The 23656-nt window shown below is 33.1% G+C and carries 20 protein-coding genes; 13 read left to right on the top strand and 7 right to left on the bottom strand.

Annotation, left to right across the window (positions count from 1 at the left end; genetic code table 11):
* Positions 1-54: 54 nt before the first annotated feature.
* Complete coding sequence (locus tag Q1A01_RS20335; protein ID WP_299684550.1) at positions 55-1671, bottom strand: carboxypeptidase-like regulatory domain-containing protein; 1617 nt, start codon at positions 1669-1671, stop codon at positions 55-57.
* Between the two features lie 153 nt (positions 1672-1824).
* Here Q1A01_RS20335 and Q1A01_RS20330 point away from each other — a divergent pair, with 153 nt between their 5' ends.
* Positions 1825-3828 carry a dehydrogenase E1 component subunit alpha/beta gene (locus Q1A01_RS20330; RefSeq protein ID WP_299684549.1) on the top strand — a complete coding sequence of 668 codons (2004 nt, stop codon included), beginning with the start codon at positions 1825-1827 and terminating at the stop codon, positions 3826-3828.
* Positions 3829-3872: 44 nt separating this feature from the next.
* Here the strand turns inward: Q1A01_RS20330 and Q1A01_RS20325 are convergent, their stop codons facing one another.
* The 5 genes from Q1A01_RS20325 to Q1A01_RS20305 all read right to left on the bottom strand — a co-directional run bounded on the left by Q1A01_RS20325 (position 3873) and on the right by Q1A01_RS20305 (position 7431).
* Complete coding sequence (locus Q1A01_RS20325) at positions 3873-4061, bottom strand: hypothetical protein (RefSeq protein WP_299684547.1); 189 nt, start codon at positions 4059-4061, stop codon at positions 3873-3875.
* Between the two features lie 288 nt (positions 4062-4349).
* Positions 4350-4553, bottom strand: coding sequence for a hypothetical protein (locus Q1A01_RS20320; RefSeq protein WP_299684545.1), 204 nt, complete (start codon positions 4551-4553; stop codon positions 4350-4352).
* Between the two features lie 270 nt (positions 4554-4823).
* The gene (locus Q1A01_RS20315) at positions 4824-5009 is read right to left on the bottom strand and encodes a hypothetical protein (protein ID WP_299684543.1); all 186 of its coding nucleotides are present in this window, start codon (positions 5007-5009) and stop codon (positions 4824-4826) included.
* 145 nt (positions 5010-5154) lie between these two features.
* The gene (locus Q1A01_RS20310; RefSeq protein ID WP_299684541.1) at positions 5155-5340 is read right to left on the bottom strand and encodes a hypothetical protein; all 186 of its coding nucleotides are present in this window, start codon (positions 5338-5340) and stop codon (positions 5155-5157) included.
* 468 nt (positions 5341-5808) lie between these two features.
* Positions 5809-7431, bottom strand: a complete 1623-nt coding sequence (locus Q1A01_RS20305; protein WP_299684539.1) for a vitamin K epoxide reductase family protein — start codon at positions 7429-7431, stop codon at positions 5809-5811.
* A gap of 315 nt (positions 7432-7746) precedes the next feature.
* Here Q1A01_RS20305 and Q1A01_RS20300 point away from each other — a divergent pair, with 315 nt between their 5' ends.
* The 8 genes from Q1A01_RS20300 to Q1A01_RS20265 all read left to right on the top strand — a co-directional run bounded on the left by Q1A01_RS20300 (position 7747) and on the right by Q1A01_RS20265 (position 15143).
* Positions 7747-8871 (top strand): NAD(P)/FAD-dependent oxidoreductase, encoded by a 1125-nt coding sequence (locus tag Q1A01_RS20300; protein ID WP_299684537.1) that lies wholly within the window; start codon positions 7747-7749, stop codon positions 8869-8871.
* On the top strand, positions 8868-9578 hold the full coding sequence (locus tag Q1A01_RS20295) for a methyltransferase domain-containing protein (protein ID WP_299684535.1): 711 nt from the start codon (positions 8868-8870) through the stop codon (positions 9576-9578). Before Q1A01_RS20300 ends, Q1A01_RS20295 begins: the two co-directional genes overlap by 4 nt.
* A complete protein-coding gene (locus Q1A01_RS20290; RefSeq protein ID WP_299684533.1) occupies positions 9575-10627 on the top strand; it encodes a type III polyketide synthase in 1053 nt (350 codons plus the stop codon). Before Q1A01_RS20295 ends, Q1A01_RS20290 begins: the two co-directional genes overlap by 4 nt.
* 7 nt (positions 10628-10634) lie before the next feature.
* A complete protein-coding gene (locus tag Q1A01_RS20285) occupies positions 10635-11429 on the top strand; it encodes an SDR family oxidoreductase (protein WP_299684531.1) in 795 nt (264 codons plus the stop codon).
* Positions 11426-11860: a hydroxymyristoyl-ACP dehydratase gene (locus Q1A01_RS20280; RefSeq protein WP_299684529.1), complete on the top strand. Its 435-nt coding sequence runs from the start codon at positions 11426-11428 to the stop codon at positions 11858-11860. Before Q1A01_RS20285 ends, Q1A01_RS20280 begins: the two co-directional genes overlap by 4 nt.
* Positions 11857-13134, top strand: coding sequence for a beta-ketoacyl-[acyl-carrier-protein] synthase family protein (locus Q1A01_RS20275; protein ID WP_299684527.1), 1278 nt, complete (start codon positions 11857-11859; stop codon positions 13132-13134). The genes Q1A01_RS20280 and Q1A01_RS20275 overlap by 4 nt, the downstream gene beginning before the upstream one ends.
* Positions 13135-13152: 18 nt before the next feature.
* Positions 13153-13401 carry a phosphopantetheine-binding protein gene (locus tag Q1A01_RS20270; RefSeq protein WP_299684525.1) on the top strand — a complete coding sequence of 83 codons (249 nt, stop codon included), beginning with the start codon at positions 13153-13155 and terminating at the stop codon, positions 13399-13401.
* A 299-nt stretch (positions 13402-13700) separates the two neighbouring features.
* Complete coding sequence (locus Q1A01_RS20265; RefSeq protein ID WP_299684523.1) at positions 13701-15143, top strand: helix-turn-helix domain-containing protein; 1443 nt, start codon at positions 13701-13703, stop codon at positions 15141-15143.
* Positions 15144-15145: 2 nt separating this feature from the next.
* Here Q1A01_RS20265 and Q1A01_RS20260 read toward each other — a convergent pair whose 3' ends face one another.
* Positions 15146-15907, bottom strand: a complete 762-nt coding sequence (locus tag Q1A01_RS20260; RefSeq protein WP_299684521.1) for a hypothetical protein — start codon at positions 15905-15907, stop codon at positions 15146-15148.
* Between the two features lie 123 nt (positions 15908-16030).
* On the opposite strand from Q1A01_RS20260, the gene Q1A01_RS20255 reads away from it, so the two are divergent.
* The 4 genes from Q1A01_RS20255 (at position 16031) to Q1A01_RS20240 (ending at position 23540) form a co-directional block, all read left to right on the top strand.
* Positions 16031-17851, top strand: a complete 1821-nt coding sequence (locus Q1A01_RS20255) for a tetratricopeptide repeat protein (protein ID WP_299684519.1) — start codon at positions 16031-16033, stop codon at positions 17849-17851.
* Positions 17852-18361: 510 nt separating this feature from the next.
* Positions 18362-20218, top strand: a complete 1857-nt coding sequence (locus Q1A01_RS20250) for a DNA topoisomerase IV subunit B (RefSeq protein WP_299684517.1) — start codon at positions 18362-18364, stop codon at positions 20216-20218.
* 59 nt (positions 20219-20277) lie between these two features.
* Positions 20278-23010, top strand: a complete 2733-nt coding sequence (locus tag Q1A01_RS20245) for a DNA gyrase/topoisomerase IV subunit A (protein WP_299684514.1) — start codon at positions 20278-20280, stop codon at positions 23008-23010.
* A gap of 23 nt (positions 23011-23033) precedes the next feature.
* On the top strand, positions 23034-23540 hold the full coding sequence (locus Q1A01_RS20240; protein ID WP_299684512.1) for a hypothetical protein: 507 nt from the start codon (positions 23034-23036) through the stop codon (positions 23538-23540).
* Positions 23541-23656 lie beyond the last annotated feature (116 nt).

Here is a 23656-nt window from a genome sequence, read left to right as displayed (position 1 = left end):
AGCGTGTATACGCTTTCGCGAAAGCGTACTGAAAAACATTAGCACTGCTAATTTTTAATTTTTCAAAGGAGTATTCATCCAATAATCATCTATGTTTTTAAGAATTGTTATAGGTTGATTTAGATAGATAGGTTTGTTTTTTGACATATATGTAGCACCAATGATTGGAAGACTATTCAATTTGAGTTCTTGAACAAAGAATTCTCTATACTGATAATAAGTGGACGATTCTTGTTTGTTTACTACTGAGCCAAACGTATCTTTAATATTTTTCAGTTCTATATATGCTTCGGGATTTTCTTCTTCTTTTTTATTTGTTACAAATGTGGTAAGCATATCTGATTCAAATATGGATTCTTGATTTTTAGGATATAAGAGTGCTGTTTTATCTTTTACAGCGATGCTATCAATCGTTATTTTTTGATTTTTATAGAATAATTTATAGTTATTTTTCCTTGTTGTACTTTTTATTTCGAGAGCGTTATTAAAGGTTAGTTCAAACCTTTTTTTCTGATGATTAATGACCAAATCGGTGGGTTTGAATTTTGGTGGCTGTAGTACTTTAAAAGAGTTATTGAAAGAGATATAACTAGGATACATTTTTGCACCTTCTAATTGATAGGCTACAATAATTTCATAAAGAAGATTACTAAATTTAGTGTTTTTTATTGAAGCAGTTTTCTTTTTTTTAGGAGTTCTTTTGTCAAATACGGCATATTCTAATTTATAAATCTTGAAATCATTTTTACTTACATAAACTTTCCCTTCGGCTTTATAGTTTTCTTGAGTTTTTACTATGTTGACTACATAGAGTTCAATATTATCTATAGAAGTTTCAGGGAGTAGTTTTAATCTATGATTTTTTATGAGATCTTCATCAAAACGGTTCATAAAATCATAACTATCTATATTGTAATTACGTATTGCATCATGCAACCTAAGTATTGTATATTCATTACCTCCTTGACCATCTAAGGTAGCGTTTGGAATTACTTTGTTTTTGTTTACATAATCATAAGGTTTTGAAGAAATGGTGTCTATAGGGAAATTAGTATTTCTTTTGTAGGTATGTAATTGTACTCTGGTATGCTTTTTATCTTGATATCCAAAACCAGGATCTGACACATTCATAATGGCTTCGTTGAGGTTTACATACGTTTTTTCTTTTATTTGATAATCCCTATAATAGCCTACATATGAAAACGGGTCAAATGGATAATTATCGGGTATTTGTTCTATTGCTGTTTTAATAATAGTTCGTGCGCTAAGTTTCTTACCTTCATACCTTTTATCTCTTTCATTTTTTTTAGAACCTATTATGATAACAGTACTTAGTGTCTCTACTTTTGGAATAAGTCTGATAGTATTGAGTTCATTTTTTTTGAGCCTTGACAAGAGAACTTCTTGAGATGTATATCCAATAGATGAGATTACTAATGTATCACCTAATGTCTTTAATTTTTCTGGAATTTTAAACCCTCCATCCATGTTTGAGATTAAACCTTTCGATTTGTTTTTTACTTTGATAGTAGCAAAAGGAATAGGAGTTTCATCGGTTGCATCTAGTAATTTCCCTTCTATGAAATTATTTTCTTGAGCGTATGCGATCGAAGTTAGAAACCATATAACTATGATGGCTAAAACCCGTTTTGTAAGCACAAGCAACCTCATAGATTTTTATTTATAAAGTTAATCAACTTTTTAAATTATAAATTTATTTAGTTCTTAATTTAATATTAAAAATCATGATAGATTAATTTTTAAATAAATCGTTTCTATTGTTACTTATTTTTCTACATTTGGTTTGATCTTACATATCTAAAAATGGCAACAAAAACTACAACTAAAGTTCATTTTGATTACGACCGTACATCTCTTACGGATGAAATGCTTTTACAATTATATAAAGCAATGCTTACTCCACGCTTGATAGAGGAGAAGATGCTTATTTTACTGAGACAAGGTAAAATTTCTAAATGGTTTGCTGGTATTGGTCAAGAGGCAATCTCTGTAGGGGTTACTACAGCAATGCGACCTGAAGAATATATTCTTCCTATGCATCGTAATCTTGGAGTTTTTACAACGCGTGATATTCCTTTGTATCGCTTATTTGCACAATGGCAAGGAAAAGCAAGTGGTTTTACAAAAGGACGAGATCGTAGTTTTCATTTTGGAACACAGGAATATAATATTGTAGGAATGATTTCTCATTTAGGACCACAGTTAGGGGTTGCAGATGGGATTGCACTAGCACATAAGTTACGTAATGAAAAAGCAGTAACAGCTGTTTTTACGGGAGAAGGAGGTACGAGTGAAGGTGATTTTCACGAAGCATTAAATGTAGCTTCCGTATGGCAATTGCCTGTACTATTTTGTATAGAAAATAATGGATATGGGCTTTCGACACCTACAAGTGAACAATATAACTGTGAAAACTTAGCCGATAGAGCTTTGGGATATGGTATGGAGAGTCATATCATAGATGGAAATAATATCTTAGAAGTATATACGACCGTACAAAAACTTGCAGATGATATTCGTGAAAATCCAAGACCGGTATTATTAGAATTTAAAACATTCAGAATGCGAGGTCATGAAGAGGCTAGTGGTACAAAGTATGTTCCTAAAGATTTGATGGAAACTTGGGCTCAAAAAGACCCTATAGAGAATTATAAAACGTATTTACTAGAATTAGAAGTGCTTACCGAAGCGATGCATGACGAGATGGCTTCTCAAATAAAAGAAGAAATCATTAAAAACCTTGATATAGCCTATAGTGAGGAGGCAATTGTTCCTGATTTAGAAACAGAACTTACAGATGTTTATGCGCCTTTTACATACACAGAAACCAAACCTAGTACATCGACAGAAGAACAACGTTTGATAGATGCCATTTCTCTTGGTTTGAAACAATCTATGGAGCGCAATGAGGATACTGTCATTATGGGACAAGATATTGCTGAGTATGGAGGTGTCTTTAAAATTACAGATGGATTTGTAGAGGCGTTTGGAAAGGAACGTGTACGTAATACGCCTATCTGTGAAAGTGCTATTGTAGAAGCAGCGATGGGACTTGCCATTAATGGAAAGAAAGCTATTATGGAAATGCAGTTTGCAGATTTTGCGACCTCTGGTTTTAATCCTATTGTAAATTACTTAGCAAAATCTCATTACCGTTGGTCACAAGCAGCCGATGTCGTAGTACGTATGCCTTGTGGAGCAGGAGTAGGAGCAGGACCTTATCACTCACAAACTAATGAAGCTTGGTTTACACACACACCAGGGCTTAAAGTGGTGTATCCAGCATTTCCATATGATGCAAAAGGATTATTAGCTACAGCAATAGAAGATCCAAACCCTGTATTGTTTTTTGAACATAAGGCCTTGTATAGAAGCATTCGTCAAGAAGTACCTACGGAATATTATACATTACCAATAGGAAAAGCAGCTACATTAAAAGAAGGAAATGATGTTACGATTGTTACTTATGGAGCTGGAGTACATTGGGCGTTAGAAACACTTGAACATATCTCTATTTCTGCCGATCTTATTGATTTAAGAACTTTACAGCCACTAGATACAGAGACAATTTTTGCATCGGTCAAAAAAACAGGTAAAGTTTTATTACTTACAGAAGATTCAGGCTTTGGAAGTGTGATGTCTGATATTTCGGCGATGATTTCTGAGGATTGCTTTGAATTTTTAGATGCTCCTATACGTCGCGTGACAAGTTTAGATACACCCGTGCCTTTTGCAGGCCAATTAGAAGAACAATATCTTTCGCGAAAGCGTTTAGAAACTACTTTAAAAGATTTACTAGATTATTAATAAAAGTCACGCACATTATATATAATGTGCGTGATTATTATTTCCTACCAAGGAATGCATCCATTACTATTGCATTGTCCTGGACAACTGCAATTTGGAGAAGCATAACAATTATCTCCATAACTTTTTCCAGCACATCCCATTGAGCATCCTGGCATTCTTCCACCATTTACTTCTTTTTGTGCACTAGTGCTTACTACTTGAGCACCTTTAAGGTTCATTAGTTTTTTCATAATAAAAAAATATTAAGTTAGTAATCCTGATTATTTAGAGACAGTCAGGTGTATGTCTGTATGTGTATTTCTTAAAAGAGTAAAAAAAAAAGTTTTGTTACCCATTTGCAGGTTATGATGTAAGTAGTAGTGATCTTAAAGCATTCTTTTAAGAATAATAAAAGGAAGCGACAAAATATCTAGTAAAACTGAAATGAAAGATGCTGTCTATATTAGCTTGTGTGATATAAAAAACAACATACAAGACTTATTATAATTAACTAGTCTTGTATGTTATTAGTAAATGTTCTAGTAAGGAATGCATCCTCCTTCAAAGCCATGGGAGTTAGCAGAACATTCTCCAGGACAACTGCAATGACCTTGGTAGTAGCAACGAGCTCCATCGGGTCTTCCAGCACAGTTTCCGTTACATCGTTTTGCGGCTCCATTGATTTCTTTTTGTTGGGCTTTGTCTAATGACATAACGCCTTTAAGGTTCATTAGTTTTTTCATGAGATAAAAAAATTAAGTTAGTTACTCCTGAAATATTTATAGACACTCAGGTGTATGTCTATTTTTATAATCCTTTAACCTGCTGTACCTTTCTAAGTAATCTCATTGATTTTTCCCTAATCCCTAAAAATTTCATTAGAAGATTTGAGTAATGAATATCTAAGTACAGAACGGTTTTTTATATATAAAATGATTTGAGAGTCTTATGTGTAGTCCTAAAAAAACATTCAGAACTAAGTAGTATAGTTCTGAATGTTTTTACATCTTATTCTATAGAGGGATACATCCTCCACCTAGGCATACTCCTGGGCATAAACAGTGACCTCCAGCATAACAACGTGATCCTTGTGGTCTTCCATTACAATTACTAGAACAACCTATTCTAGCTCCGTTTACTTCTTTTTGTTGTGCTTTGTTTAATTCTTGAACTCCTTTTAGGTTTTTTAAACTTTTCATGATTCTAACTTTTTTATTTGTTAATGTTTCCTATTATTTTAAGACATCTGGAATCGTAATGTCTGTCTCTTCAAGTTGAATATATCCTGAAGTAATAGATCAAAAAAATATTGATATGCCATCTTTAAAATGGCAAGAAATTAAATTACCAAAGGTTACATTCATTGCCACTACCACATTGTCCTATACAATGGCAATTAGGACCTCCATAGCATTTAGATCCGTAAGGCCTTCCTGCACAACCGCAAGATGGTCCTGCTCCTCCATTAATAGATTTTAGTGCAACAATAGTTAATACGGAAGCTCCTTTGAGATTGATTAAGTTTTTCATAATTAATAGAATATTTAGTTAATAATTCTGAACATTTAGAGATATTCAGGTATTTGTCTATTCCTCTGTCTTATAGGAATTAACAAAATAGTCTATGCGAGAATACAAGAATTGTATCCTTAAATTATATGTAAGGTTGTAATTATAAAAAGAAGATATAACGTACTTTCCTAGAACGTGTAGTTACGTCTGTTTATACTTCAGTTTGAGTCTGAAAAATGTTCTTTCTTTCTTTTTTAGTGTACATAAAGAGTGTACCCTATGATGGTTTTTTAACTTCTTCACAATAATAAAAATATTTAGTTAATAATCCTGAACATTTTAAAGACACTCAGGAACATGTCTATACGTTTGTATTATAGGGATTAACAAAATATATTTTATTCAATATCAAGTAATTATATGTTAAAATTAATAAATGATTGAACATTTGAAGACACTCAATCGTGTGTCTTTATTTATATACGCTTAAGAAGTCATTATTGGACTATCTATCACCTGGTTTTCTTGTTGTTGTAATTCTATAAGGTCTTCTATAAATAATGGTAAATCATTTCTATCATATTCTCTAGGGAATTGATTTCCTTGTATATAAAGTGCAGGAGTAAAGTTAATGTTATTCTGAGTACACCATTCTTTTTGAGCACTTAAAACATCACTATAGTCACTATCTAATGCTTGTTGCTTTTTTAACCATTGTTTTAGATCCACGTCACTTTCATATACTTCATGCATCATTTTTATGCAGGCGAGTTCTCCTTTGGTATTGTAAGCATGTAGTAAGCGAGAAGTTACTTGGAATCCTTCTCCTTCAGTATCTTCTACATTGACGTTAAAACGGACAATAACTTTAATCTCATTACTTACCTGTTTTAAGATATTCTCTATATCTGTATGCGCTTGCTTACAGTAATAACATAAAGGACTTGTTACTAGTACAACTTCTAATGATGCATCTCTATTACCTAGTACAATTTCTTTAGGAGATTTGAGATCATTAGTAATGTTATCATTTTCTTTAAGTAATGTATTGAATATGGAAAAATTTCTTTTGAACTTGTTGCTTTCTATCTTCAATTTATCTAGTGCTACTTTCTTGTGTAATAATGGTTTTATCATAAACCACAAGCTTGCTATGATAACAATGCTTACTACATATACTACAATTTCTTCTAGTGTTATTGACAAGAAAGCCGTGCTATTTCCAGTTACAATTGCAACTACAGCTTGAAGTATGATTACGGAAGCAATTCCGAGGCATAACGGACACCACTTTTTTAAGACACTTCCTTGGTAATAGATAGAATATAAAACAAAAGGAATGGCTAAAAATGATAAGGAAACCATAATTCCATTAACGGCGATTCCGCCAAGTAAAGAAAAACAATATGCAAGTGTGTAACTAGCAAACGCGATGATACTGGCATCACTTAAGGTTAGTAGACCTCCTAGTTTTGCTCCTTTAGAATTCAAAACAGCATCACAACTTGTTTTTTCAGAAAGATTACAAATACTAGCTGTACTACTAGATTCTAGCCCCAATGAATGCCCTACAATTAGTACACCCAAAATGAGTCCAATAGCACTTAAAAAATAATGAATGCTTTCAAAAATGAATGTTTTATTTATGAGAGCAATACCAACACCTAATACTATAAGTATAAATGCCCATTGCCATATTTTAGAAGTATTGGCACCTTTTTCTTCTTTGATTGTTTCATCTTTCTCTACAGCAACGATAATACCGTCCCATATTTCAAAAAAAGCATTATTTGCTATAGTTTTGATTTGTTTATGATCTGTAAAGACATTAACCGAAGTATCTTTTTTCTCAATAAGTGCTAAGTGCATTCCTTTATCACCATTTACATTTGCAATAAAAGAAGAAGGTAATTGATCAAAAGTATCTTGATCAGTAGGCACTTGTAAAGCAAGATTAGGAACTCCAAAATGTTTCAGCACACCAGTTAGAGCATGTAAACTTGGATATGATGGATGACTCAGTAACTGAAGCTTTAATTCTTCCTTATTGAGTTTTATCTTATTTGTAACTAATAGCTTGTCAAGAATATTAAATAACTGATCCTGCATGTATGGTTAATTGTATGTTTAATCTTAATAATGAATCTCTAATTTACATTTTATTTTGTAAAAAAAAGTCGATTTTTTTATTTTATGTATTAAAAAGCTTCATTTTAAAGTGTTATTTATCATATAATTAACAAAAACACCTTAAAATTAGGAATCAACTATTTAGTATTGATTGCTAAATAGTTATACTTTTTTAGAATTTTGTTGTTTTCTAAAAGATGTATGGATAACATCTTAAAAAGAGTAGTTGTATTTCATTTTTGTTGTAATTCATTAGTATATTAACGACTATTAGTATGCTGTATAATAGCGTGTATGAATCATAAACAAATTACGGTTTTAATTGTTGGTGGAGGCCTTGCAGGTCTTACGAGTGCTATTCATATGGCAAAAGAAAATATCAAGGTTATTTTAATAGAGAAAAACACCTACCCAAAACATAAAGTATGTGGCGAATATGTCTCTAATGAAGTCCTTTTTTATTTAGAATCATTAGGAATCTATCCCTACAAGTATCAAGCAAGAAAGATTGAGAAGTTCCAATTTTCAAGTCTCTCTGGTAATACACTTGATATTACATTGCCTTTAGGAGGATTTGGTATAAGCAGATTTGCCTTAGATGCTTTAATGATGCAAAGAGCTTTAGAACTAGGCGTCGAGGTAGTGCAAGCAACCGTTACAGCTATCCAGTTTGAAAGTAATCTATTTCAAGTCAGAACAAACAAACAGCAAGAATATATCGTAGATTATGTACTCGGAGCACACGGAAAACGTAGTAATTTGGATAATACGCTTTCGCGAAAATTTATAAAGAAAAAATCTGCTTGGCTAGGTGTAAAAGCACATTATAAATCAGATTTTCCAGACGATGTAGTAGCACTTCATAACTTTAATGGCGGATACTGTGGTTTGTCAAAAGTGGAGACAGGTGATGTGAATGCATGCTATTTAGCCGACTATGCATCTTTTAAAAAATATAAGAATATCACACAATACCAAGAAACCGTACTTTATAAAAATAAAGCATTAAAAACCTTCTTTGAAAATAGCCAAATGACCTTTGAAGCACCTATTGCTATAAGTCAAATCTCATTTGATAAAAAAGAACCCGTTTATAACCATATATTTATGGTAGGAGATAGCGCAGGCTTAATTCATCCATTATGTGGTAATGGAATGGCCATGGCAATTCATAGTGCTAAGATTATTGCTAGTTTACTTACAGCACAAAAAACTAGTACCTATGATAGATTAGAATTAGAACAACAATATACTTTACAGTGGAATCGCGCTTTTCAAAAACGACTTAGAGTAGGAAGATTTATACAAAATACACTTCAAAATAAAAAGATCACTCGTATGGGTGTTTCCATTGTAAGTACCTCACCTTACCTTTTAAAAACAATCATTAAAGCTACACACGGTACATCACTAGTATGAGAGACTTGACTTATAGAGCTACTGAAAGAGAACTCATGGACGATCCTGAGATAGCTCCATTAGATTTAAAAGAAGCACTTTTTGATATTTCTAAAACAAATAGAATGCTTGGCGGTAATACAATTACCCTTAAAGCCCTAAAACATCTATTTAAAGAAAACCCATCCAAAAAACAATGGACAATTGTAGATGTGGGATGTGGAGACGGTGAGATACTTCGTCTCATAGCAGATTATTTTACATCTCAAAGTATAGAAATAAACCTTGTCGGAATAGATGTAAGCACGCATAGTATCGCAATGGCAAAAGAAATGTCTCAACCCTATAAAAACATACGTTTTATAGAGAAAGATATATTAACCATTGATCGAGAGTCTTTTACTTGTGATGTCATTATATGTACACTCACATTACATCATTTTAAAGATTCAGAGATTCTTATTTTTATGAAACAATTTGTCATACTAGCGCAAGTTGCTGTTGTCATAAACGACTTACAAAGAAGTAAAATCGCTTATAAGTTATTTATATTATTTAGTCGTATTTTTATCAAGAGCCACGTGGCTAAAAATGATGGACTTGTATCGATAGCAAGTGGATTTAAAAAGCATGAACTAAAAAAAGTTGCACAACAATTGAAATTAAAACATTCTGAGATTACTTGGAAGTGGGCATTTCGATACCTGTGGTTAATCAAAACCCTATGAATGTAAAAATTACGACTGTAGCAAAACAACTTCCGAAATACCATAGAACTACCGATGAAATAATTCCCTTTCTTGATGTGTGGTTACACGATCAAGATGATCGTTTTAAACGAAAAGTAAAAAAGATTTTTGGAAATGCTGCTGTCGATAAACGCTATAGTATTATGGCTCCAGAAGAAGTGTTTACAGCAACAAGCTTTGAAGAAAAAAATGATATTTATACCCGTGAAGTTGTTACACTAGGAGAACAAGTATTAAAAAAAGCGCTTAGCAAAGCACAATGGGATCCACAAACATTAGACTATATTATTACCGTAAGTTGTACGGGTATTATGATTCCATCGCTAGATGCCTATTTAATTAATAAGTTACAACTAAGACAAGATATTGTACGTTTACCAGTTACAGAAATGGGCTGTGCAGCAGGTGTCTCTGGAGTAGTATACGCCAATGAGTTTTTAAGAGCAAATCCAGGAAAACGAGCTGCTGTAATCGCCATAGAAAGCCCTACAGCTACATTTCAGCATACAGATTTTTCTATGGTAAATGTCGTAAGCGCAGCTATTTTTGGAGATGGTGCCGCCTGTGTTTTATTATCTTCAAAAGAAGAAGACACTGGCCCAGAAATCGTAGACACAGAAATGTATCACTTTTATGATGCACAACACATGATGGGGTTTAAGCTTGTCAATACAGGATTGCAAATGATTTTAGATCAACAAGTGCCAGATACGATAGCAGCACAATTTCCTGATATTATTCACCCATTTTTAGAAAAAAATAACCTAGACATACAAGCAGTACAACATTTAATTTTTCATCCCGGCGGACGAAAAATTGTAGAGACTGTAGAAGATCTTTTTGGTAAATTAGGGAAGAATATAGATGATACAAAAGAAGTCTTACGTCTATACGGAAATATGAGTAGCGCTACAGTATTATATGTTCTAGAACGATTTTTAGATAAGAATTTACCTGAAAATGATATCGGAATTATGCTAAGTTTTGGACCAGGATTTTCTGCACAACGTGTTTTATTAAAATGGTAAACAATACATGACCACACAACAAGACTATATCGGTAAATGGGCGATCATTTTAGGGGGTAGTAGCGGTTTAGGACTTGCTACTGCTCAAAAACTCGCACGAGAAGGAATGCATATTTGTATTGTACATCGGAGTAGGAGAAGCGTACTTGCTACTTTTGAGGAAGCAGTTCAAGAGATGAAGTCTTTGGATGTACAAGTCATCACTTTTAATACCGATGCTTTAAATGCTGAAAAACGTACACAGGTAGTTTCAGAACTTTTAGAAACGATAGGCGATTCCCAAGTAAAAGCACTCATACATAGTGTGGCAAGAGGAAACCTAAAACCTTTATACGATTCAGAAGGAACGGTATTGAGTAATGACGATTTTATGCGTACTGTAGATGCGATGGCGATCAGTTTGTATGATTGGGTATCCGCTTTCGCGAAAGCGAACCTATTCACATTAGATGCTAGAGTCATAGCATTTACTAGCGAAGGAAGTCGTAAAGCGTGGAAACAATACGGCGCCGTTGCGGTGGCAAAAGCAGCTTTAGAAAGCATTACACGAAGTATCGCGTTAGAATTTGCACCCATACATATCAAAGCAAATTGTATCCAAGCAGGAGTGACAGACACAGAAAGTTTACGATTAATACCAGGAAGTGATGTCATGAAAGAAAAATCAATAGAACGAAACCCTTACGGTAGGCTCACACTTCCAGAAGATGTCGCAAATGCAGTATACCTGTTATGTAGAGATGAAGCATCTTGGATTAATGGAGCTATAGTTCCTGTAGATGGAGGAGATCATATACGATGAATACAGAAGAAATCATAGCGTTGCTGCCCTACATAGAGCCTTTTTTGTTCGTAAACGACATAGAAGAGGTGACGGAACAATATATTAAAGGATCGTACACATTTAAAGAAGAGGCTTTTTTTTATAAAGGACATTTTAAAGACCATCCAGTAACCCCTGGTGTGATTTTAACTGAGTGTATGGCACAAATAGGACTTGTGTCTTTGGGAATTTATTTACTGAAGGATAAAGCTTCTTTGCATACCATGCAAATTGCTTTTACAAGTGCCGATGTTTCTTTTTTAAAACCGGTGCTTCCCAATGAAAGAGTAACCGTTACTTCAGAAGTAGATTACTTCCGATTTAATAAATTAAAATGTAACGTAAAATTATATAATCAAGCTAGTGAATTAGTCTGTCAAGGCAAATTAGCAGGCATTTTTAAAGTATGAGTAAGCAAAGAGTAGTGATTACCGGATTGGGAGTTTGTGCGCCAAATGGTGTAGGGATTTCTGCGTTTACAGAAGCTATTAAAAAAGGTATTTCTGGTATACGATTTCAACAAGAACTCGCCAATTTGAATTTCGGATGCCAAATTGCTGGACAACCGGAGATTCCTGATGGATTATTAGAAAAGTATTTTACACCCTTACAATTAAGAGATTTAGAAGCGACAGGAATTACCTATGGAATGATTGCTGGTGTCGATGCATGGAACGATGCAGGGCTTTCAGTAACTGATAAGGAAACCGTAGATTATGATAGTGGGATCATTTTTGGAACTTCCCTTCTTGGTGTAGAAAAATTTAGAAAAGCCATTTATCTTACAGATGAAGGTAAAGTAAAACGATTAGGGAGTACGACAGTGATTCAAACCATGGCAAGTGGTATAAGTGCCTATTTAGGAGGGTATTTAGGATGTGGAAACCAAGTAACCACTAATTCTAGTGCCTGTACTACTGGTACTGAAAGTATCTTAATGGGATATGATCGTATTGTAAATGGCTATGCAAAACGTATGCTTGTAGGCGGATGCAATGATGCAGGACCTTATATATGGGGAGGGTTTGATGCCATGCGGGTATTAAATAAAAAGCATAATGATCAACCAGAACAGGGAAGTAGACCTATGCAAAGTGATGCGAGTGGTTTTGTACCTGGAAGTGGGGCAGGAGCTTTAGTCTTAGAAAGCCTAGAAAGTGCGCTTGAAAGAAATGCTACCATTTATGCAGAAGTATTAGGAGGTGCCGTAAATAGTGGTGGACAACGCCAATCGGGTAGTATGACTGCACCCAATAGTAACGCAGTACAATGTTGTATCAAAGATGCATTACAAGATACAACTGTAAATCCAAATGATATAGACACTATAAATGGCCACCTTACCGCAACAGGAATGTGTCCTACCGAAATAAAAAATTGGAGCGAAGCATTAGGAAGATCAGGAGATAACTTCCCCTATATTAATTCGCTTAAAAGTATGACTGGTCATTGCCTTGCAGCAGCAGGAAGTATAGAAACAGTTGCTACCATTTTAGAGTTACAATATGGAATGGTTTTTGGAAACAGTAATTGTAATGATATTCATCCAGACATCACAGCGATTGTAGCAGAAAATAAAATACCAAATAAAACCATTTTTAGAGATATACAAATAGCAGCAAAAGCAAGTTTTGGTTTTGGAGATGTAAATTGCTGTATGTTGTTTAAAAAATTTAATTCTTAAACCAAAAACTAGATGACTATGAATACAGATAACTATGACGCATTAAAAACGATTATTAAAATTTATTTACCTGAAGATGTTTCTGTAGATGATATCACCCCTAATAGTCATTTAATAAACGAACTAAATATAAATTCAGCAAACTTAGTTGACGTAGTTCTTGATGTAGAAGATCATTTTGATATTACAATAGAAGATGATGAAATCGAAAAAATGGATACCGTAGCTAGTGCACTAGAAATTATTAGTCAAAAAGTTGCTAAATAACACATTGGAAAACACGGATTTTTATCAATTTTTATATAAAAAAACATGTTTGATTGAAACTATTGCAATTTTAACACTTATTTAAACCGATCATAATTTACTTTAAATATTTCCGTATCCGACAAAAGTTTACTTTTTAAATTGCTGTTTATTAGTTGATTGCAAAAAATAAAAAACAAAAGGTAAACTTTGGGATTCATGAATTTTAATGTAAACTTTTATCGGGTTATACTGCATTTCTTGGTTATGTACGACATTTTTGTACCTTTAAGTTGTTCATATACATAATACCATCCAATATGCAAGTCCTTAAAAATACATTTAGAACAGTCTTTATACTGACTTTATTCTTTAGTCTATCCAGTTTTGGAATCTTCTCTTCAGATGATTCTAATAGTGATAATCCACAAATTACACTTCAAACAGAAGAAGAAAAACTAGCAGCACTTGCCTATAAAAATAAATCACTAGAATACTTAGAAGATGGTAATGAAGGTTTAGCTATAGAAAACCTTGAAAAGTACATTTTAGCAACAGGTGATTTTACAGTATTAAAGAATGGGGCGTATGATTATATTTATGACAATCCAGATTTTATTGCATTAAAGGATAAATACGAAGTAAAATTTGGTGTTACTTCATTTATATACTTATATGTAGGACTCATTGGCTTTTTTATTGCATTTGTATTGAACCTTAGAAGGAAAACAGATAGAGTAGCTAATGGACTCATTGGATTATTTGTGTTAATGCATTCGTTCTTCTTAATTCATACAACACTTTACGTAAGTAATTTTACATATACACTTCCACATACACAAAACATGTCAACATTCTTGTCTTTTATGTATGGTCCGGTGTTATATTTCTATTTTAAAAGAATTACAGAAAATTATAAATTCAAAAAAACAGATTTAATACATTTATTACCAACACTTGGATTTATCATTGTATTTATACCGATTTATAGCCTATCTGCAGAAGAGAAATTAAAAGTAATGATGGGAGTAGGGCAATATGAACCACATCCATATATATGGTATATAACGGCTATAAAAATTATATCTCTTTTTGTATATGGTTATTTTACATTTATGTTGTACCGTAAAAATGCTAAGAAATCAGCTAAGATTACTCCTAAGAAAGTAAGACTTCAGCGTACTATTATGATTATTCATTCTGTATATGCAGTTTCTTATGTATTGTATGCGTTTATTTTTATTCAAGAGAATAATTTTAAAGATGCAGCTTCAAGTCTTCAATTTGTGGCGATGTCATTTTTAGTACTGTATATAGGTTATATTGCATATGCAAACCCTCAAGTACTTGTTGGGACTGTACAAACTCTCAAAAAGAAAGTTGTTAAATATAAAAATTCTGGATTAACACCTAGTTTCTCTAGCGAACTCAAGGAAGAGTTAGTACGTTTACTCGAAGTAGAAAAAGTATATCGCCAAAACTCTATCAAACTTGAAACGATAGCCGAAAGATTAGGAACAACACGTCATAATGCATCTCAAGTGATTAATGAGCACTTTGATCTTAATTTCTTTGAGTTGATAAATAAATATAGAGTAGAGGAAGCTATGGATTTATTAAGATCTAATAAAGAGAATCTTAATATTATTGATATTGCCTACGAAGTAGGATATAATAATAAAGTTACTTTTAATAAATCATTCAAGCGTTTTAGTAATCTTACGCCTTCCCAATTTATGAAATTAGAACGAGGTGTCGCTTAATATTACTTTTCTATTTGATATGCTTTGTATTCATAAGTTGCTCTTAAATATGTAGGGTTTTGTGATGCATCGGTTCTGTAACTTTTACGCTTTCGCGAAAGCGTAAACCCGTCTACTTCTATCATTTCTTCATTAATGATAAGACTGTAATGATCTGATGTGTGTACCCAATAGCCTATCCAAGACAGTGTTTTTTCTTCATAATAATGTCTCCATATATCTTTAGAGCCCTCAAAGGTGATTTTTAAGACGTGACATGATTTCTTTTGAAATTCTGTAATTCCTTCATAGGTGAGTGTTGCTGAAGAATCATCAAGAGTATAGGGAAGTCCCACTACAAAAGTAGCCGCATCGAGTTTTGATTGTAATTGAGTAGCTGTAACGGTAGTATCTACAATTCCGTTTTTTAATTGGTAAATAGCAGTAGCCGTTTTACGTAATGAATAACTAGTGTCATTTTCAGACCAGTTTATCTCTCTAGCTGTTCCTTGTGAGAAATCATACATATGTGTTTCTTTACGGTCTATTTCGGTAGATCCGTCTTCATTATATAGTTTGAAGTTTTTCTTATAAGACATCTTTTCTATAGCATTCCATGCTTCTTTTCCTCCATTTCTGTCCATCACAGCTTCTAATAAAGAAGTTCCTGTGTAATTAGGCTCTTGATCAGGTAAGATATAGCCAATAATCTTAAATGATATAAAACCTATAATCGCAATTCCTATGATATAAACTGTAAAGTCTGATTTGTTCTTTTCTGCCATAATTCCTTTTTGTCTAAAGCGGGTTAAATATACTATAATTGCTTTTCCTATCTGTTTTTTATAAATTGTATAACATATATGCTATCTATACACTAGATATAGCTATATAATACCCAACTAAAAATGTCAAAAATCATCACATTATTGTGTTGTCTTTTTGCGCTGCCTAATTTTGCGCAAGAATCAACTTATGACAGTTTGCAACAGGTTATAGCGATAAGCAAAGATCCAAGTGAACTTGTCAATGCGCACTATGAAATAAGCACCACCTTTTCATCAGAAAAAATAGATACTACACTTTTTCATCTTAAAAAAAGTTACCAAATAGCTTCTGATCAAGCGATGGATAATATGCAGCTTCGAGCTGCAGTAAGCTTGGCAAAAAAATATTATCATATAAAATCAAATAAAGATTCAGCATCTTATTATTTGTCAATAGGGTATGATATCAATAAACAACTCGCTGATCAAAATAACCTTTATAGTCTTAATAGCCTTAAAGCATACATGCTTTCAGATGATGGTAAATTTACAGATGCTATAGCACTTCATTTAGAAAACATACCGACGGCAAATACGCTAAAAGACAATAAGAAAAAAGCATATGCTTTTTCTGGAATCGCCGATATATATAGACTACAAGGTAATGGTAAGAAGGCGGTTGAATATATGGAGTTTGCATCGCTTGCGGCAAACGAACTTGATGATAGTTTTATAAATACAAAGTTAGCAATGTCATTAAATTTGGCATTAGCTTATGATGTAAATGATCAGCGTGAAGATGCAGTAGCACTTCTTGAATCTACTATTCCCATGGCTATTAAAGACAAGCCATTTAGTGAGGCACTTATCTATCATAATCTGGGTAGGTCCTATATTATAAATGGAAGGTATGAAAAGGCAGAAATATATTTAAATAAAGCTATGCGTATAGAAGATTGGGCTTCTATTCCTAGACGAAAAGTGGCATCTCTTAAAGAGTTAACAACACTCTATACAGCTATACATCGTTATGAAGAAGCTATTCAATTTGGAAAGCAAACCTATGAACTTGCATGTCAAATAGGTTTACAATATCACCTTGAAGATGCCACTCGGAATTTAGCAGAAGCTTATGAACTCAATGGTGATTTAGAAAATAGCATCCGATTGAAAAATGAATATATAGCTATTATCAAAGATATTTTTGATGAAGATAAGAATAGTATCATGCTTGAGCTAGATGCAAAATATCAAACCAGTCAAAAGGAACAAGAGATTCAACAGCTTATATCACAAAATAGTATACATAGGAGGAATACTATTATATGGATATTGGTAAGTCTTTTGGTGATATTGTATTTTTACTATAATAGATTTTATAATAGAAAGAAGAATACATTTTTATTAAAACAGAAAGAATTAGAAATTACTTCAGAAAAAGATCGTAATGCGCTTATTGAACTCCGTCTTAAGAATGAGAAAATATTTTCTAAACAACAACAACAAGAGAAGGAAATAATTGCACTTGAATTAAAGTTAAAAGAAAAAGAACTCACTACAAATGCAATGTCGTTATTACAACAAAAAAAGCATTACGAGTCACTTGTAGAAAAGTTGAATGATATTCGTCACACGAGCGAAGATAAAGATGCAAGTTCTAAGATTACAGCAATTATAAATGAAACTAAAGCCTCATTGGCAAGTTATAATTGGGAAGAATTTCAGCATGTTTTTGAAAAAGTTCACGTAAATTTCTACCATAACTTATTAAAAAAGTTTCCTACAATTACATCTAATGAAAAAAAGATAAGCGCTTTTTTAAGGTTGGGATTATCTACAAAAGACATCTCTGCTATTACAAATCAAACGCCTCATAGTATTCTGATTGCTAGATCACGACTACGTAAAAAGCTAGGATTATCTAAAGAGCAAAGTCTCACAAAGTACATTGGTACATTTTAAGAATTGTATATAGATTGTATAGGTACTTTTTTTAGTCTTGTATATACATTGTATATATCGTTTTTTCAATAGATACTTAATTGATCATTACATTTATATCATCATAACTATAGGGGTTTTTAGTAGTATGATAATTCCTCAAGAATTCATGTAAACTTATATAATCGTTATATGGTTGTTTAATTACAAGTAGGACCATAAAAGATTTGGGGAAGTTTATTAAAAGTGGAACACTTGAATTTGGGGTTTAAGTGTGTTAATGATTTGTAACTAACTAACTTCTTGGGGAATTTATATGATGTGATTATCATAAAATCAAGCTACAGTATTGTGATTTATTTATCCCGCTTTAGAGCGGGATTTTTATGTGAAAATCAAACCTGTAAAATCAATATTTATAATACATTAAAAACAATCAACAGTTATGAGCATAAAATTGTTGATTACTTCTCTTTTGTCAGGTTTTATAAGCGCTTATGATGTCTTATATTAGCCATTCTACCTATAATTATGACGAAAGAAACACAATATAACGAGGATAATATACGATCGCTTGACTGGAAGGAGCATATTCGTATGCGACCAGGAATGTATATTGGAAAACTTGGTGACGGTTCTAGCGCAGATGACGGTATTTATATTCTAGTAAAAGAAGTACTAGATAACTGTATCGATGAGTTTGTAATGGGCGCTGGAAAAACCATCGAAATTTCCATTCAAGGTGATAAAGTAATCGTACGTGATTACGGAAGGGGAATTCCTCTTGGAAAAGTAGTAGATGTGGTCTCTAAAATGAATACGGGAGGTAAATATGATTCTCGTGCATTTAAGAAATCTGTTGGATTGAATGGAGTTGGTACCAAAGCAGTAAATGCATTATCCAATTATTTTAGGGTAGAATCTACACGTGATGGTAAGTCGGCTTCAGCAGAATTTGAACGTGGTGAATTGACTAATCAGGAAAATCTTGATGAGACTTCACGCAGAAGAGGAACAAAAGTTTCTTTCATTCCAGATGAGAGTATCTTTAAAAACTATAAATTTCGTAGTGAGTATGTAGAACGTCTTATTAAAAACTATGTGTATCTGAATCCTGGATTAACAATTGTTTTTAATGGGGAAAAGTATTTTTCTGAAAATGGATTAAAAGATCTTCTCTCAGAAAGTATTGCAGAAGGAGATCGTTTATACCCTATTATTCATTTGAAAGGAGATGATATTGAAGTAGCGATTACACATAGTCGCTCACAATATTCAGAAGAGTACCACTCTTTTGTAAACGGTCAAAATACTACACAAGGAGGAACACACCAGGCAGCTTTTCGCGAAAGCATTGTAAGAACCATACGCGAATTTTATAATAAAACATATGACGCTTCAGATATACGTAAATCTATTGTATCTGCAATAAGTATCAAGGTGATGGAACCTGTATTTGAATCCCAAACAAAAACAAAATTGGGAAGTACGGATATGGGAGGAGATTTGCCTACTGTACGAACATATATCAATGACTTTTTAAAACGATCATTAGATAACTTTCTTCATAAAAATACAGAAGTTGCTGATGCTTTACAACGAAAAATTCTACAAGCAGAACGCGAGCGTAAAGACCTTTCTGGTATACGTAAACTTGCTAAAGAACGTGCTAAAAAAGCAAATCTACATAATAAGAAATTACGAGATTGCCGTATTCATCTTACCGATAGTAAGAAAGAACGTAATCTGGAAACAACACTGTTTATTACAGAGGGAGACTCGGCAAGTGGATCGATTACTAAGTCACGTGATGTAAACACACAAGCTGTTTTTAGTTTAAAAGGGAAACCCTTAAACAGTTATGGGTTAACCAAGAAGATTGTGTATGAAAATGAAGAGTTTAATCTTCTGCAAGCAGCACTTAATATAGAAGAATCAATAGAAGATTTACGTTATAATAATATTGTAATTGCTACAGATGCCGATGTCGACGGAATGCATATTAGATTATTATTAATAACCTTCTTTTTACAGTTTTTTCCTGAGCTTATCAAAGAAGGGCACTTGTATATTTTAGAAACCCCCTTGTTTAGAGTTCGTAATAAGAAAGAAACGATTTACTGTTATAGTGAGCAAGAACGTCAAGATGCGATGGCTAAACTAGGAGCAAAACCTGAGATAACACGATTTAAGGGACTTGGAGAAATCTCTCCAGATGAATTTCAATTCTTTATAGGAGAAGATATACGTCTTGCTCCTGTAATGTTAGATAAAGCCCTAATGATTGAAGAGTTGCTTTCGTTCTATATGGGGAAAAATACACCAGATCGTCAGAAATTTATTATTGAAAATCTAAAAGTAGAATTAGATAGAGTAGATGAACTCTAACAAATATAGATATACTTATTTGCCTAATATTATAATTAACTAATGCACTTTATTGCCCAATGAGTGAAGAAATAAACGAGCATAACGACGAAGAGTTAAACGAAGACATGCAATCTGAAGACATGCAGCCTGTAGAAGGTATGGAGTCTAGCGGAGAAACGATTACTCGAGTTTCAGGAATGTTTCAAGATTGGTTTCTAGATTATGCATCTTATGTAATTCTAGAACGTGCAGTTCCAGCTATAGAAGATGGGTTTAAGCCTGTACAGCGTCGTATCATGCATGCGCTTAAAGAGCTAGATGATGGTCGCTATAATAAAGTGGCAAATGTAGTAGGGCATACGATGCAATATCATCCTCATGGAGATGCAAGTATTGGTGATGCGATGGTAGGGATTGGTCAAAAAGATCTACTTATAGATACACAAGGAAACTGGGGGAATATCCTCACAGGTGATCGTGCTGCAGCTTCCAGGTATATAGAAGCGAGACTTTCTAAGTTTGCACTTGATGTAGTGTATAACCCAAAGATTACAGAATGGCAAGCATCTTACGATGGCCGTAAAAAAGAACCGATTAATTTACCAGTGATGTTTCCATTATTGCTGGCACAAGGAGCTGAAGGAATTGCAGTAGGATTAAGTACCAAAGTATTACCACACAACTTTATTGAGCTGATAGATGCTTCTATAAAACATTTAAAAGAAAAACGATTTACAATACTTCCAGATTTTGCAACGGCAGGTATTGCTGATTTTACAAACTATAATGATGGCTTGCGTGGAGGAAAAGTACGTGTTAGAGCTCGTATTTCTCAGCAAGACAAGAATACACTTGTGATTACAGAAGTCCCTTTTGGACAAACCACAGGATCACTGATAGATTCTATCTTAAAGGCAAATGATAAAGGAAAAATAAAAATTAAAAAAATAGAAGATAATACCTCTGCAAATGTAGAGATATTAGTACATCTGCCTTCAGGAATCTCACCAGATAGAACTATAGATGCCTTATATGCATTTACAAACTGTGAGACCTCTATCTCTCCTTTAGGATGTGTGATTGAGGATAATAGCCCATTGTTTGTGGGAGTTACAGAAATGCTGAAACGCAGTACAGATCGTACCAAAGAATTACTTCGTCAAGAATTAGAAATACAACGTAATGAATTTGAAAATCAATGGCATTATGCTTCTTTAGAACGTATTTTTATTGAAAATAGAATCTATCGTGATATTGAAGAAGAAGAAACTTGGGAAGGCGTTATCAAAGCAATTGATAAAGGATTAAAACCACATATTGGACACTTAAAACGTCCAGTGACAGAAGAAGATATTACACGTCTTACAGAAATACGAATTAAACGTATCTCAAAATTTGATATTGATAAAGCACAGCAAAAAATTGATGCCTTAGAAGAGCAAATAGCACAAGTAAACCATCATCTTGAGTTTCTTACAGAATATGCTATAGACTACTTTACGCGTTTAAAGAAAGACTATGGAAAAGGCAAAGAGCGTAAAACAGAGATTAGAATCTTTGATGATATTCAAGCAACAAAAGTAGTACTTCGTAATACAAAACTGTACGTAAACAGAGCCGAAGGTTTTATTGGAACCTCACTTAAACGTGATGAATATGTAACAGATTGTTCTGATATAGATGATATCATTGTCTTTACCAAAGAAGGTAAAATGATGGTCACACGCGTAGGAACTAAAACCTTTATAGGAAAAGATATTATTCATGTAGCGGTCTTTAAGAAAAAGGATAAGCGTACTACTTATAATATGATTTATAAAGATGGCACAGGTGGTGCTACCTATGTAAAACGTTTTAATGTTACTTCGATTACACGTGATAAAGAGTATGACCTTACTAATGGAAAGAAAGGCTCTATCATGTATTATTTTACAGCAAATCCAAATGGAGAAGCAGAACTACTAACCGTATACTTAAGAGCGGTGGCAAGTGTCAAAAAACTTCGATTGGAAATTGATCTAGCAGATATCTTAATTAAAGGGCGTGCCTCTAGAGGAAATATTGTAACCAAACACATTGTTAAGTCTGTTGAGCTTAAGGAAAAAGGGTTGTCTACACTTAAACCTCGTAAAATATGGTTTGATGAAACCGTACAACGTCTCAATGTAGATGAAAGAGGAGAACTTCTCGGAGAGTTTAGATCTGAAGATCGATTATTGATTATCAATCAGCACGGAAATGCACGTACCATTGTTCCAGAGGTAACCGCACATTTTGATAGTGATATGATTGTTCTTGAAAAATGGGAACCAGAAAAACCCATCACAGCGATTTACTGGGATGGTGAGAAAGAACGTTATTATGGAAAACGTTTTTTAATAGAAAATCCAGAAAAGCCAGAAACGTTTATATCTGATCATGATAATAGTCAGTTGGAATTGGTTTCAACAGATCATAGACCTGTTGCCGAGTTAGTATTTTACAAAGAACGAGGTAAAGATCAAAAGGAGAATGAATCTGTGAGTATGGAAGATTTTATTGCTGTAAAAGGGATTAACGCTCTTGGAAATCAATTGTATCCTCAAAAATTAAAACAACTTAATTGGTTAGAATCATTACCGTATGAAGCTCCTGTAGTAACTCCTAAAGAAGAGCTGGAAGTCGTAGGAGAAGAAACGGTTGCTGCTACCCCTTCAGAAACAACTCCAACACCTCAAAAAGAGGCTTCGACATCAGAAAATAAGACTTCTAAAAATGAAAATGGAGAAGATCTAGACGATGATGATGAAGGGCAAATAGCATTGTTTTAATATAAATAGCTATGTGATAGTGTATGACAGACTCAAAAAGAAAAATAGTAGAAATTATCATTGGAAGCCTTCTTGTCATATTCGGTTGTGTTATTTTTTATGAAGCATCTATTGGTTTTTTGTTTGTCTATAATAAAGTTGGTGTATCTTGGGAAGAGATCTCTTTATTAAAAGTACTCTATAATTATAACTTTATCGCTTCAATAGTGCTTTTTGTATCAGGAATTCTTCTTATGATGCGCAAAAAAATTGGATGGATTGGAAGCATTATCATGTCATTTTTTAGCGCAATATTACTACTCATAAATTTATTTGGGCGATTTGTCAAAGGTTATGAATATGTAAGTACTGATAGTTCATACCTGATTTTTTATGGTGTATTGATTATTCTTTTTCTTGCGATAGGGGGTATGTTATTACATAAATCATTTATCAAAAAGTATCAGCCGACTAAAGGTATTTGGATTCTTATGTTGCTGTTTATTATTGTGTTAATTGTTAATGAGGCTTTTGTAAAACCCATCACCTAGTATTAAAACTACATAGCTATTCTTTTTTTTTCTGATAGAAATAAGAAAAATTGATAAATACATGAATAATTTTCTGTAGCTATTTTTACTATTGTAATAGCAGTTTTTTATAAGAT

The organism is uncultured Dokdonia sp. (assembly GCF_947492815.1).
Classification (GTDB): domain Bacteria; phylum Bacteroidota; class Bacteroidia; order Flavobacteriales; family Flavobacteriaceae; genus Dokdonia.
This window is presented reverse-complemented; position numbering and strand designations above follow the sequence as displayed.

Coding starts and splice junctions, on each gene's coding strand:
- Q1A01_RS20305 (WP_299684539.1), bottom strand. CDS start 7,431: ATGCAGGATCAGTTATTTAATATTCTTGACAAGCTATTAGTTACAAAT.
- Q1A01_RS20325 (WP_299684547.1), bottom strand. CDS start 4,061: ATGAAAAAACTAATGAACCTTAAAGGTGCTCAAGTAGTAAGCACTAGT.
- Q1A01_RS20285 (WP_299684531.1), top strand. CDS start 10,635: ATGACCACACAACAAGACTATATCGGTAAATGGGCGATCATTTTAGGG.
- Q1A01_RS20335 (WP_299684550.1), bottom strand. CDS start 1,671: ATGAGGTTGCTTGTGCTTACAAAACGGGTTTTAGCCATCATAGTTATA.
- Q1A01_RS20265 (WP_299684523.1), top strand. CDS start 13,701: ATGCAAGTCCTTAAAAATACATTTAGAACAGTCTTTATACTGACTTTA.
- Q1A01_RS20270 (WP_299684525.1), top strand. CDS start 13,153: ATGAATACAGATAACTATGACGCATTAAAAACGATTATTAAAATTTAT.
- Q1A01_RS20320 (WP_299684545.1), bottom strand. CDS start 4,553: ATGAAAAAACTAATGAACCTTAAAGGCGTTATGTCATTAGACAAAGCC.
- Q1A01_RS20330 (WP_299684549.1), top strand. CDS start 1,825: ATGGCAACAAAAACTACAACTAAAGTTCATTTTGATTACGACCGTACA.
- Q1A01_RS20310 (WP_299684541.1), bottom strand. CDS start 5,340: ATGAAAAACTTAATCAATCTCAAAGGAGCTTCCGTATTAACTATTGTT.
- Q1A01_RS20275 (WP_299684527.1), top strand. CDS start 11,857: ATGAGTAAGCAAAGAGTAGTGATTACCGGATTGGGAGTTTGTGCGCCA.
- Q1A01_RS20280 (WP_299684529.1), top strand. CDS start 11,426: ATGAATACAGAAGAAATCATAGCGTTGCTGCCCTACATAGAGCCTTTT.
- Q1A01_RS20295 (WP_299684535.1), top strand. CDS start 8,868: ATGAGAGACTTGACTTATAGAGCTACTGAAAGAGAACTCATGGACGAT.
- Q1A01_RS20240 (WP_299684512.1), top strand. CDS start 23,034: ATGACAGACTCAAAAAGAAAAATAGTAGAAATTATCATTGGAAGCCTT.
- Q1A01_RS20290 (WP_299684533.1), top strand. CDS start 9,575: ATGAATGTAAAAATTACGACTGTAGCAAAACAACTTCCGAAATACCAT.
- Q1A01_RS20245 (WP_299684514.1), top strand. CDS start 20,278: ATGAGTGAAGAAATAAACGAGCATAACGACGAAGAGTTAAACGAAGAC.
- Q1A01_RS20315 (WP_299684543.1), bottom strand. CDS start 5,009: ATGAAAAGTTTAAAAAACCTAAAAGGAGTTCAAGAATTAAACAAAGCA.
- Q1A01_RS20255 (WP_299684519.1), top strand. CDS start 16,031: ATGTCAAAAATCATCACATTATTGTGTTGTCTTTTTGCGCTGCCTAAT.
- Q1A01_RS20250 (WP_299684517.1), top strand. CDS start 18,362: ATGACGAAAGAAACACAATATAACGAGGATAATATACGATCGCTTGAC.
- Q1A01_RS20260 (WP_299684521.1), bottom strand. CDS start 15,907: ATGGCAGAAAAGAACAAATCAGACTTTACAGTTTATATCATAGGAATT.
- Q1A01_RS20300 (WP_299684537.1), top strand. CDS start 7,747: ATGAATCATAAACAAATTACGGTTTTAATTGTTGGTGGAGGCCTTGCA.